Source organism: Microcystis sp. LE19-195.1E (genome assembly GCF_027532095.1).
In the GTDB taxonomy this organism is placed as follows: Bacteria; Cyanobacteriota; Cyanobacteriia; order Cyanobacteriales; family Microcystaceae; genus Microcystis; species Microcystis aeruginosa.
The window spans coordinates 1-12301 of sequence record NZ_JAPZSZ010000148.1; the positions used below are offsets into that span (position 1 = coordinate 1).

Consider the following 12301-nt stretch of genomic DNA (forward strand, 5'->3'; position numbering starts at 1 on the left):
CTAAATCCTTATCTGGCAAGAGATTTAATTGATTAGTTCGCTCTAGATCGAAAACAATTGACAAAAATCCCCAAATGTCTTTCTCTATAAGAGTTTCATTCCTTATAATCCTGTACGTTGCATAAGACAAACCGAAGAACCAAAAACTATCAGTTTCCCCCCTTATCAAGGGGGATCCCCCCGCCTATCGGCACCCCGCTTATCAAGGGGGGCAGGGGGGATCGGCACACCCCTTATTAAGGGGGGATCTATCTTCAATTTAATTCTAACCAGCTACTTATAGCTCGATCAATCTGGGTATATAAAGCTTCTAAATCCCCGGAATTGTCCAAAACAATATCAGCTAAGGCAATTTTTTCGGCTAAAGGCATTTGATTATTAATCCGAGTGATCGCTTGTTCTCTGCTTAAGTTATTCCTAGTCATTAAGCGTTCAATTTGTTGCTCAAAACCGCAGGAAACCACCCAAATCTCTGTGACTAAATGGGTTAGTTTGGCTTCCAATAATAAAGGAACAGAAAAAACAACTATCGGGGCTTCTAACTGCTCTAAATGCCGCTTAAAACATTCTCTAACGTAGGGATGAATCTGACTTTCTAACCAGATTTTTTCCTCGGGATTATTAAAAATAATCTCTCCTAACTGTTGGCGATTAAGGGAATTATCCTCAGTTTTAACTTTTCTGCCATAACGCACAAAAATTCTCTCTAAAATTGCCGAACCTTTTTCCACTGCTTCCCGGGCATAAATATCCGCATCAAGGACAGGAATTTTGTAGATATTTTCTAAATAATTGGAAACCGTGGATTTACCACAGGCTATTCCCCCTGTTAACCCGATAATTCTTCTTGACATAAATTATTAAATTGCTAATCTCAATTAAGGTGCGTTACGCGCTCGCTAACACACCCTAAAGTTATAAACTCTCTATCTGTTGTAAAACTCTTGCTTGTACTTGTTGATAGGCAGTTTCCACATCTCCTAAATCGCGACGAAAACGATCCTTATCGAGAATGCGCGCTTGGGCATCCTCTTGGGTTTTATCCCAGAGACGACAGGTATCGGGGCTAATTTCATCACCTAGATAAATTTTGCCCGTTTTATCAACTCCAAATTCTAACTTGAAATCGACGAGAATAATCTGGCACTTATCGAAAAATTCTTGTAGATATTGATTGATTTGCAGGGCTAAATCTCGTAACTGATTGACTTGCTCCTCGCTGGCAATATCAATCACTTTTATGCGATCAATTGTTAACAAAGGATCGCCCAAAGCGTCATCCTTGAGGTAAAATTCTACAAGAGGAAAAGGTAAAACTTTCCCCTCCTCTAATCCCGTTTGCTTGCACAAACTCCCGGCGGCGATATTTCTGACTACTACTTCCAAAGGAATGATTTTAATCGCCTTGACGCGCATTTCCCTAGAACTAGGGCGATCGATATAATGGGTAGGTATTCCTAGGGATTCTAACCATTGAAATAGGGCAGTGGAGACAGTACAGTTAATTTCCCCTTTACCGACAATTTGCCCGCGTTTTTGGGCATTAAAAGCGGTGGCATCGTCTTTGTAATAAGTGAGGAGAATATCGGGATCATCGGTTTGATAGAGAATTTTGGCCTTACCTTCATAGAGTTTTTCCATAGTTATCATCCTCGGCATTGATAGAAGAAAATCGATAGTCAATCAGATAGTGGCATCAGTAAATTTTGGCGATCAACCCAGACAAAAAGTCTCTATCATTGGGTAGATGATCGTTGAGAAAAATAATGTATAATTGCAGCTTAAAGATAAATGCCAACATTTGGCGACCGAACCTTAACCTATAACCAAAAACTGTCACGATACCAGGGGTCAACTTTTGGCGAATCAGCCAAGTTTTTACTTAAATCCTCAATGATATCCAACAATTGATATTATCTCCCATTACCATTACCGAAAAATCTAAAGAAATTCCGCAAAATTACCCGCCGTCGCCCTATGAACCAGAATCCTCCTAACGATGATAACCCAAATCTCCCCGATCGCCGCAAGGAGAATTTTCTCTATCCTCGCGCCCCCTACTATGGAGAATTTAAGCCAGAAAACTTGCTATTTAACGCCAATTTACAGGAATTTGCCCAAAAAGTCAGTTTTATTTGTAATCTGGAAACGGGGGGCAAAATCAGTTCTCTAGAAGCCTATCAAAAAATTAAAGCCCTCTGGAAAGACTTAAAACAGAGCAAAAAAGGCCTGGGCATTGGGGAAAATCCCTTTCAAAAAGATGATGATACCTAAAGGGTAACAGACCTCTTGCAAAAATCAAAAATCTGACCTTAGGTGAGGAGTCTCCGAGCCAGTAGCCGGTCGTCAGGAGAATTAAGAATGAGCATTAATCAATTAAATGCTCTATTTAGAGATTTTATGCAATTTTATGTCTATTTTTCTCATTTTTGCACTCTCGAAAATTAATTATGCAAGAACTCTAATCAGGAAAAATCTTCTCGCTTGATAAAAAATGCTGGGACAGAAATATTTTCTGCCCCATAGAATTAGATGAGCAAACGCTTAAAAATTACCGTGATTTTGGATGGCATTTTCTAATTTTGCCACCACTTCCTCGACGCTAATTACTCCTAAATCGCCCGTGGCACGGGTGCGAATACTTAAACTATTACTTTCCATTTCTTTGGCCCCCACCACTGCCATCACGGGGATTTTTTCGGTTTCAGCATTGCGAATCATTTTACCCAAACGTTCGCCACTGGTATCGGTTTCGGCGCGAATTCCTAACAATTGCATTTTCGCTGTCACCTCTTTAGCGTAATCCAATTGAGTATCACTAACCGGTAATAATCGTATCTGGACAGGGGCTAACCAAAGAGGAAAATCCCCTGCGTATTCTTCGATTAAAATACCGATTAAACGTTCCAAAGAACCAAAAGGTGCGCGATGAATCATCACCGGACGTTTACGATTACCATCTTCGGCAACGTATTCTAGTTCAAAACGTTCGGGTAAATTATAATCTACCTGTACCGTTCCTAACTGCCATTCTCTTTCGAGGGCATCTTGGAAAATAAAGTCTAATTTTGGACCATAAAAAGCCGCTTCTCCGGGGGCTTCAAAATAATCCATCCCCAAAGTTTGCACCGCTTTTCTAATCGCTGATTCTGCCTTTTCCCAAGCTTCATCGGAACCGATATACTTATCCGATTCGGGGTCACGAAAACTCAATCGCGCCTTAAAATTCTTTAATTGTAAACTCTTAAACACCGTCAAAATTAAATCAACAACGCTTAAAAATTCCTTGTCTAATTGTTCGGGAGTGACAAACAAATGGGAATCATCGACGGTAAAACCGCGAACTCTAGTTAATCCTCCCAATTCTCCCGATTGTTCGTAACGATAAACTGTCCCGAATTCTGCCAAACGCATCGGCAATTCCCGATAGGATCTCAAATCACTTTTATAGATTTGAATATGAAAAGGACAGTTCATCGGTTTGAGGACAAATCCTATTTCCTTACTAGCAGATTCCTCATCGTGCGCCATCATGGGAAACATATCTTCTTTGTACTTTTGCCAGTGACCGGAAATTTTAAACAAATCGACGCGAGCAATATGGGGAGTAACTACGGGTAAATAACCGCGTTTTAACTGTTCTTTTTTGAGAAAATCTTCTAACAAAGAACGAATTAAAGTTCCTTTGGGGGTCCATAAAGGCAACCCCGGCCCGACAGAATCAGAGAAAATAAATAAACCTAATTCTTTGCCTAATTTCCGATGGTCGCGTTTGAGGGCTTCTTCCTTGCGGCGCTTGTATTCGGCTAATTGTTGGGGATTTTCCCAAGCTGTGCCGTAAATGCGCTGTAATTGGGCTTTATTCTCATCCCCACGCCAATAAGCACCCGCTACCGTCTCTAATTCGATCGCTTTTGGGTCTAGTTCGCTTGTATTATCTAGGTGCGGACCGGCGCACAAATCCCACCAAGCGTCACCAAGATGATAGAGGGTGATGGGTTCTTGAATTCCCGCCAGAATTTCCAGCTTATAGGGTTCATTAATCGCTTTAATGCGCTTTTCCGCCTCTTCCCGAGAAACTTGCTCGCGAATGACCGGCAGTTTTTTATTGATGATTTTGACCATCTCTTTTTTGATGTCCTTGAGATCCTTATCGGTAAAAGGTTCCGGCACATCAAAATCGTAGTAAAATCCGGTTTCAGTCCAAGGCCCGATAGTAACTTGGGCTTTCGGGAATAATTTCTGCACCGCCATGGCCATAACATGGGAGGTGGTGTGACGAATGCGCTTGAGGTGGTCGGATTCGCTGGTTTTCGGTAGTTTAATCGGGGCTTGGTTATCCATATCTCTTCAATTTACACCTTCTCTATTCTCTATTTTAATAGTAAAAGGAGTCTTTAGTCAGGAAAAAAATCAGGATAGATATCAATGCCATTTCCCCTCACCTCTAACCTCTAACCCCTCATCTCTATTTCTCGATGAAAAAACTAATTTTATCCTGTTTATTTTTGGGATTGGTTGCTTGTAATCCCTCGGTTAATACCACTAATAACCAAAAACCCAAGGTAATCTCCACCAGCACAATTATCGCCGATTTAACCGCAGGAGTGGGCGGTGAAGAAATTGACCATCAAGACATTTTAAAACCGGGGGATGATCCCCACGTTTATGAACCAGTTCCCGCCGATAGTGTGGCTTTAGAAAAAGCCGATTTAATTCTCTATAACGGTTATAATCTCGAACCGGGGTTAATTAAAATGATCAATTCTACGGCAGTTAAAGCTAAAAAAGTGGCCGTGGGAGAAGCAATCAAGCCTTTACAATTGGAAAAAGAGGGGCATAAAGTCCCCGATCCCCACGTTTGGGGTTCGGCTAAAAATGGTATAATCATGGTGGAAAAAATCCGAGATCAATTGATGGAATTAAGTCCCGAAGATAAAGAGATTTTTACTGAAAATGCCGCCCAATTAATCAGGGAATTAGAAAATCTTGATCGCTGGATTACTGCTGCTATTGAAACTATCCCCCCTTCCCAAAGACAATTAGTCACCACTCATGACGCTTTTCAGTATTATGCTCATGCCTATGGTTTAAAAGTAGCGGGAACTTTAATTGGCATTAGTACCGAAGAACAACCAAGCGCCCAAACGGTGAAAAATTTAGCCGATGCTATTAAAAATCTCCGGGTTGCTGCTATCTTTGCCGAGACCACTATTAATCCCGCTTTAATTACCACTGTAGCCGAAGAAGCGGGGGTGAAATTAGCACCACAACAATTATATTCTGATTCGATCGGCGCGGTGGGTACTGGAGGGGATAGTTATGTAAAAATGCTGAAAGAAAATACTCGATCGATCGTGGAATCTTTAGGAGGAAAAGTACCTCAAGAAGGTCAATAGACCTCTTGTAAAAATCAAAAAATTGTCCTTAGAGTCAGGAGTTAGGAAGGCAGAAATACCGACAATCAGCAATTATCGGTGACTTTTAGATGATGACAAATGGATCAGCAGCTGCCTGTAAGCATCCCACCGAAAAGCTAATGCGCGGGGGGTTTGGGGGGTAGAACCCCCCAAAAGCTTGGATTGAGCGAAAAAATCGAAAGTAACGCCCGACTTTAGCAGAGAGTTTCCCCTTAAAAATCCCAACTTAGTAAGCTAAACGGCGCTTAACCTGCATGATCCAATAGCTATAACCCTTTTGGAGTCTATATCGGTGATCCGAAGTAAAAGCCGTTTAGCTTAGATTTACAAAGCGGGGTTTATTTCCCAAATCCTTTACCGCGATTGACAGCAGGTAAAATGAGACAACTGTTAATCTGTTCTTTTAGGGTTTCATGATCGAGATTTTGACCGATAAGAACTAGCTGATTTTTGGGAGTACCTTTCCATTCGTCATCTTCGAGAGTAAAACGTTTGCCACTGAGGTGAAAAATATGACGTTTAGGACTTTCATCAAACCAGAGAATCCCCTTAGCGCGGAAAACGCTTTCCGGTAACTGATTATCGAGGAAATATTGGAACTTCCGAATCGAAAAAGGTTGGTCACTAGCAAAGGAAATAGAAGTAAATCCATCCACCTCTAAATGATTGGAATGATCGTGATGATCATGATCGTGATCGTGGTCGTGATCATGGTCGCAGTGGTCGTGATCGTGGTCGTGGTGATCATGGTCGTGGTGTTCTTCTTCTGTGTCGAAATATTTATCCGATTCAAATAGTCCGACGCTGAGAATTAAGGGTAAAGGAACCTGACTTTTGCTAGTACGAAGAATTCTCGCTCCTTGCTTCATGTCCCGGATTCTTATTTCTAAAGAATCCACATCCCCTTCATCCACTAGATCGGTTTTATTGAGAACAATAATATCACCGTAGGTGATTTGACTTAAGGCCGCTTGCGAGTTGAATAAATCGAGACTAAAATTGGCACAATCCACCATAGTGACAATGGAATCTAAACGGGTCATTTCCCGTAATTCTGTACCTAAAAAGGTTAAAGCTACCGGTAAAGGATCGGCTAATCCCGTGGTTTCTACGACTAAATAATCGATTTTTTCGGGACGTTCGAGAACTTTATAAACTGCTTGAATTAAATCCTCGTTAATCGTGCAGCAAATACAGCCATTATTTAATTCTACCATGCTGTCATCACTGCTGATAATCAGTTCGCTATCGATACCGATTTCACCGAATTCATTGACAAGAACAGCAGTTTTTAATCCCTGTTGATTGCTGAGAATATGATTGAGGAGAGTAGTCTTACCACTACCAAGAAACCCAGTAATAATTGTTACCGGTAGCCCTTTTTTTGGCACTGACATCGTGTTAATAGCTTGTGATTCGACGGTTTGCATAATGATTTGGGGGTGAGTATTCTGTCACTAAAAAGCGATTTTTCGGGATGAGATAGCTAGTTTTTCTCGATCAAACAGTCTCCACTCGATCGCCGACTATTTTTATTGTAGATATTTTTGGACCACATCCCATCCTGTTAGGGTAACAAAAAGAAAACCCAGAAACAATAAAAGATTAGTGCCGATGTGGAGAGACCGCGCTAGAGGTGGACGAGTTGTAATGTTCAGGCCGCTAATTGCCGAAACAAAAACCAGAAAAACCACCGATAAACCCGCTATCAGGTGGGAAGAGTGGCCTAAACTGCCATAATGACCGATTGTTCCCACTAATCCGATTCCCAGCAGAATTAAGACCAAAGCAACCATGATCAGGCCGCTGAGGAGATGAAAGGATCTTAACCATTTCGGTCGAGATTGGCCCGCGAGTCGTCGATAACCCATGTTTACCCCCGAAACCGCTAGTAAAAAATAGGCAAAGAGGGTAAATCCCATCGACCAAGCGGCAATTTTCCATAACCAGAGAAAGGAAGGGAGATTCATAGGGGTGGGATTATTATTAGCAAGGAAAGGGACGACCGATCGTGTTAATTTAAGTTTACCGGACAAAAATCAGCAAGTTAGGGCTAATATGTCTCATCTCACCATCGACACAGAAAATAATCAGCGTCAACCCTTTGAGTTACCCGGGGCTAAACCCCATTATAACCCCGATCGACCCGGACAAGTTAATCATATTTTTCTCGATTTAATTATTGATATTCCTCAACAAAGTTTTCAGGGCAGCTGTCAGATTACCCTCACCCCCATTCGTCAGGGAATTAGCAGTTTAACTCTGGATGCGGTGGATTTAAATATTAATTCTGTGTTCATTGAAGGTATCAGTCAACCCTTTGACTATGATCGGTCTCTCCTGACTATTCATCTGCTGCAACCCACCACCGATAAACCGATTATCCTGACGATTAACTATCAGGTTAAGCAACCACAACGGGGGTTATATTTTATCGGCCCCGATGAATATTATCCCGATAAACCGATGCAAGTTTGGACCCAGGGAGAAGATGAAGATTCTCGCTTTTGGTTTCCCTGTTTTGATTACCCTGGCCAATTAACTACCTCCGAAATTCGGGTAAAAATTCCCCAACCCTATATCGCTATTTCTAACGGGGAATTAATCTCGGTGGCAACCGTTGGTGAGGACAGAATTTATCACTGGTCACAAAAGCAAATTCATCCCACCTATTTAATGACTCTTGCGGTGGGAGATTTTGCTGAATTATGCGACTCATGGAATGGTGTTCCTGTCACTTATTATGTGGAAAAAGGACGGGAAGAAGAGGGCCAAAGAAGTATGGGTAAAACTCCCCGCATGATCGAGTTTTTTAGCCAAAAGTTTGGTTATCCCTATCCCTATCCCAAATACGCGCAAGTTTGTGTAGATGATTTTATTTTTGGTGGGATGGAAAATACTTCCACCACAATTTTAACCGATCGCTGTTTAATTGATCAAAGAGCCAGCATTGATCATACTTGGACAGAAAGCTTAGTTGCCCATGAATTAGCTCATCAATGGTTCGGTGATTTAGTGGTGATTAAACACTGGTCTCACGCTTGGATTAAAGAGGGAATGGCCTCCTATTCTGAGGTTTTATGGACAGAATCGGAATACGGAAAAGCATCCGGTAGTTATTATTTATTAGGGGAAGCAAGAAGTTATTTAGAAGAAGATACTTCCCGCTATCGTCGTCCGATTGTTACTCATATTTATCGAGAAGCGATCGAACTTTATGATCGTCATCTCTACGAAAAAGGTGCTTGTGTTTATCACATGATCCGCTCTATTTTAGGGGAAGATTTATTCGGAAAAGCGATTCAGACTTTTGTGCGAGATAATGCCCATAAAACCGTGGAAACTGTGGACTTATTACGGGCGATCGAAAAAGCGACCGGCTACAATTTATTATTCCTCTTTGATCAGTACGTTTATCGCGGTGGTCATCCCGATTATAAGGTGGCCTACAGTTGGGACAATCAGAATAATTTAGCCCAATTAACTGTCACCCAAACCCAGGACGAAAAAGAACTATTCGACTTGAAAATTCCCGTCGCTTTTGCCTATCTCAACTCTGAGGATATTACCTACAATCTGCGGATTCACCAAAAAGAACAAACTTTCTATTTTCCCCTAGCACAAAAGCCCGATTTTGTCAAGTTCGATCGGGGTAATAATTTCCTCAAAACCGTCACTCTTGAGTATCCCATCGGCGAATTAAAAGCGCAATTACAACAGGATACCGATCCAATTTCCCGTATCTATGCAGCCATAGCCATTGCTAAAAAAGGCGGTTTAGAAGCGATCGAAGCTTTAGGGACATCCCTAGAAAATGAGCCTTTTTGGGGGGTGCGTGTGGAGGTGGTCAAACAGTTAGCGACTCTTGGTTTAGATCAGGCGGTTACTGCTTTAATTAAAGGTTTAAACGACGAAAAAGCACAAGTACGTCGGGCAATTGTCGAGGGATTAAGTGAAATTAAAACCTTAGATAGTTATAATGCGCTTAAATCCCTATTAGAAACTGGAGATGCTAGTTATTATGTGGAAGCGGCCGCGGCGCGAGGATTAGGCTCCATGGCCGTGGGACAATTGCAAAATAAAGAAGGGGAAATTATTGACCTGCTCAATCATGTTTTACAGTTAAGAAAGGGGTGGAATGAGGTAGTAAGAGCGGGCGCAATTGGGGGTTTAAGCCAGTTAAAAACCTCGTCGGCGGCTTTGGAGTCAATTTTGACCTACACAGCTTTAGGCACGCCTCAACCCCTGAGATTAGGGGCTATCCGCGCCCTGGGAGCGATTTCTTCCGGACAAACCACCGACAAATTAACCGTAATTTTGGAACGTTTAGAAACCATTGCCAAGGAGACTTTTTTCTTGACGCAAGTGGCAGTGTGTAACGCTTTAGGACAGATAGAAAATGCCAAAGCTATCGTTATTTTACAAGCTTTGAGCGATCGAACTCCCGATGGTCGCGTCCGTCGTGTAGCGGAGGAAGCAGTACAAAAAGTCCAGAAAAAATTAGGTTCCGACAAAGCAATTCAGGAAATTCGCGAGGAATTAGAAAAAATGAAACAGGAAAATCAGGAACTTAAAAGTCGTTTGACCAAATTAGAGGCGAAAAATGGTTAGTTAACCTGAGTTATCAGTTATCAGTTATCAGTTATCAGTTGAGTATAGGCTACATATCAGAACAGGCAAAAGGCAATAGGGGCAATAGATAATCAGTTTTTAATAACCAGATTTTAGTATCATTCATTAGTTATCTGTTTACTGTCTTGAGAGAACCATGGGATTAGGAGAAACAGACACCAGAGCCAAATTAATTGACCCCGTCCTGCATCAAAGAGGATGGACCGAGGATTGTCTCAAGCGAGAAGAAACCCCGGGGGCAATTCAAATTATCGATGGGGAAGCCGAACGCGCCAGGGGAAGGATCGATTATACCCTGCGAGTGGCCGTCAGTAGCGACAGCCAACCCTTAGCCGTCGCCCTAATAGAAGCAAAAAAGGAAGATGCGCCCCCCACTGAAGGCTTAGAACAGGTTAAACGCTATGCCAAAGGGTTAAATGTACCGTTTGTGTACTCCTGTAACGGTCATCTTTTTGTCGAACACGATCGCACGACGAATATAACTTCAGCCCCTCAGCCCCTCAGCCAATTTCCTACCCCGGCCGAACTGAGGGGGAGATACGAGCAGTATGTAGGCTTCAGCCTAGCAGAGGAGGTCGCCCGTCCCCTGCTGACTCCCTATAAGGGGGGAGAAGGAGGACGGCGTTACTACCAAGATGCTGCCATCCGCGCTGCTTTGGAAAAAATTGCCCGCTGCCAGCAAACAGGCTCCCCGGCGCGAGTCCTTCTAACCCTGGCAACGGGCGCGGGTAAGACTTTTATTGCCTGTAACCTACTGCGAAAGATAGCAGATGCCGGACAGTTGCGACGGGCGTTATTTGTCTGCGATCGCGATGAGTTGAGAACCCAGGGGGCGGCGGCTTTGCAAATTGCCTTCGGTTCCGAGGCGGCGGAAGTAGAAAAGAACCAACCCCACAAGAATGCCCGTGTTTTAATTGCCACCTATCAAACCCTGAATGTGGACAAGGAAGAGGACATGGGGAATTTTTTAACCACCCATTACCCGGAAAATTATTTCAGCCATATCATCATCGATGAGTGTCACCGTTCCGCTTGGGGTAAGTGGTCGCAAGTTCTCACCCGCAACAGTGAGGCGGTACAGGTGGGGTTGACGGCAACTCCCCGGGAATTGGAGTTTACAGAAGACTCGCCCGAATCAGAAGCCGATAGACAAATCACCGCCGATAATATGGCCTATTTTGGCGAACCCGTCTATGAATACGACATCGGACAAGGGATAGAGGATGGCTATCTTGCCGCCTGCGAAATTGTTAGGAGCGCCATCAACCTCGATGACACGGGCATTACAGTGGAGGAGGTCATCAGCAGAAATCCCCTTGATGCCAACACGGGACAGCCCATCCCAGAGGCAGAAATTAGGGAAATGTACGAGAAAACCAGTTATGAGCGGTTAATTTTGCTCCCTGACCGTGTGATGGCGATGGCGGGGGATTTATTCAATCATTTGTTAACAACGGGGGGAGTGGAACAGAAAACGATTATCTTCTGTGTTAATGACCGCCATGCTGATGCTGTAGCCATTGAGATGAATAATCTCTATAGCCGTTGGTGTGCCGCTAAGGGGGAAAAGCCGAAGGATTATTATGCTTTCAAGTGTACGGCGAAATCTTCGGGTAATGACTATTTGCCGGATTTAAAGGGCAGTTCCCGTTCCCATTTTGTCGCGACGACGGTAGATCTTTTAACCACCGGCGTCGATGTCCCCAATGTGAGAAATATTGTCTTTTTTAAATATGTCAATTCTCCCATTAGTTTTTATCAAATGGTAGGGCGGGGGACGCGGTTGGATCTACCCACTAATAAGTTAATGTTTCGGGTGTATGACTACACTAATGCTACCCGTTTATTTGGGGAGAAGTTTCTCGATAAGTTAGCCACCAAAAAGGGTACGGCGGCGGAACCAAAGGAAAGGCAGCAACGGCGGGTTATCTCCGTTGAGGGGTTCGAGGTGAATATTACTCCGGTGGGGCGCTATATTCTGACGACGGTGGACGGAGAAACGAAGCCGATAACGGTAGAAGAGTATCGAGAGAGGCTGGCGGAATCCTTGGTTAATCAGGTGACTAATTTGACCTTATTTCGTTCAATTTGGGTTCAGCCGGAGGAGAGGGGGAAGTTATTACAAATACTGCCCGATGGGGGGCGATCGGCAAGTATAATTAGGACACTAGATGAGTTGGAAGCTTGCGATTTATTTGATGTTTTGGGAGAGTTGGGTTATGGTTTGCACCGTCTGACTCGTTTGGAAA

9 protein-coding genes are annotated in these 12301 nt (G+C 43.1%); 4 read left to right on the forward strand and 5 right to left on the reverse strand.

Features of this window, described 5'->3' with window-relative positions; translation table 11 throughout:
- Positions 1 to 254: 254 nt before the first annotated feature.
- Together coaE and purC are read right to left on the reverse strand one after the other, a co-directional pair.
- Positions 255 to 854, reverse strand: a complete 600-nt coding sequence (coaE, locus tag O9300_RS08620) for a dephospho-CoA kinase (protein ID WP_287971262.1) — start codon at positions 852 to 854, stop codon at positions 255 to 257.
- Positions 855 to 915: 61 nt separating this feature from the next.
- The gene (gene purC / locus O9300_RS08625; protein ID WP_287971263.1) at positions 916 to 1641 is read right to left on the reverse strand and encodes a phosphoribosylaminoimidazolesuccinocarboxamide synthase; all 726 of its coding nucleotides are present in this window, start codon (positions 1639 to 1641) and stop codon (positions 916 to 918) included.
- A gap of 336 nt (positions 1642 to 1977) precedes the next feature.
- Between purC and O9300_RS08630 the strand changes: the two genes are divergently transcribed.
- Positions 1978 to 2274: a DUF7219 family protein gene (locus tag O9300_RS08630; RefSeq protein ID WP_002784608.1), complete on the forward strand. Its 297-nt coding sequence runs from the start codon at positions 1978 to 1980 to the stop codon at positions 2272 to 2274.
- Positions 2275 to 2544: 270 nt separating this feature from the next.
- Here the strand turns inward: O9300_RS08630 and thrS are convergent, their stop codons facing one another.
- Positions 2545 to 4344: a threonine--tRNA ligase gene (thrS, locus tag O9300_RS08635; RefSeq protein WP_287971264.1), complete on the reverse strand. Its 1800-nt coding sequence runs from the start codon at positions 4342 to 4344 to the stop codon at positions 2545 to 2547.
- A 134-nt stretch (positions 4345 to 4478) separates the two neighbouring features.
- Here thrS and O9300_RS08640 point away from each other — a divergent pair, with 134 nt between their 5' ends.
- Positions 4479 to 5399, forward strand: coding sequence for a metal ABC transporter solute-binding protein, Zn/Mn family (locus tag O9300_RS08640; protein WP_287971265.1), 921 nt, complete (start codon positions 4479 to 4481; stop codon positions 5397 to 5399).
- Positions 5400 to 5758: 359 nt separating this feature from the next.
- On the opposite strand, the gene O9300_RS08645 is transcribed toward O9300_RS08640, so the two are convergent.
- Positions 5759 to 6850 carry a CobW family GTP-binding protein gene (locus tag O9300_RS08645; RefSeq protein WP_287971266.1) on the reverse strand — a complete coding sequence of 364 codons (1092 nt, stop codon included), beginning with the start codon at positions 6848 to 6850 and terminating at the stop codon, positions 5759 to 5761.
- A 102-nt stretch (positions 6851 to 6952) separates the two neighbouring features.
- Positions 6953 to 7390 carry a DUF4079 domain-containing protein gene (locus O9300_RS08650; RefSeq protein ID WP_002743713.1) on the reverse strand — a complete coding sequence of 146 codons (438 nt, stop codon included), beginning with the start codon at positions 7388 to 7390 and terminating at the stop codon, positions 6953 to 6955.
- A 4-nt stretch (positions 7391 to 7394) separates the two neighbouring features.
- Between O9300_RS08650 and O9300_RS08655 the strand changes: the two genes are divergently transcribed.
- Together O9300_RS08655 and O9300_RS08660 are read left to right on the forward strand one after the other, a co-directional pair.
- On the forward strand, positions 7395 to 10031 hold the full coding sequence (locus O9300_RS08655; RefSeq protein WP_287971267.1) for a M1 family metallopeptidase: 2637 nt from the start codon (positions 7395 to 7397) through the stop codon (positions 10029 to 10031).
- A 157-nt stretch (positions 10032 to 10188) separates the two neighbouring features.
- On the forward strand, positions 10189 to 12301 hold a 2113-nt coding region (locus O9300_RS08660; RefSeq protein WP_287971268.1), incomplete at its 3' end, for a DEAD/DEAH box helicase family protein.

Excerpts from the sequence above, each read along its gene's own strand:
- coaE (WP_287971262.1), bottom strand. The coding sequence starts at position 854 with ATGTCAAGAAGAATTATCGGGTTAACAGGGGGAATAGCCTGTGGTAAA.
- purC (WP_287971263.1), bottom strand. The coding sequence starts at position 1,641 with ATGGAAAAACTCTATGAAGGTAAGGCCAAAATTCTCTATCAAACCGAT.
- O9300_RS08630 (WP_002784608.1), top strand. The coding sequence starts at position 1,978 with ATGAACCAGAATCCTCCTAACGATGATAACCCAAATCTCCCCGATCGC.
- thrS (WP_287971264.1), bottom strand. The coding sequence starts at position 4,344 with ATGGATAACCAAGCCCCGATTAAACTACCGAAAACCAGCGAATCCGAC.
- O9300_RS08640 (WP_287971265.1), top strand. The coding sequence starts at position 4,479 with ATGAAAAAACTAATTTTATCCTGTTTATTTTTGGGATTGGTTGCTTGT.
- O9300_RS08645 (WP_287971266.1), bottom strand. The coding sequence starts at position 6,850 with ATGCAAACCGTCGAATCACAAGCTATTAACACGATGTCAGTGCCAAAA.
- O9300_RS08650 (WP_002743713.1), bottom strand. The coding sequence starts at position 7,390 with ATGAATCTCCCTTCCTTTCTCTGGTTATGGAAAATTGCCGCTTGGTCG.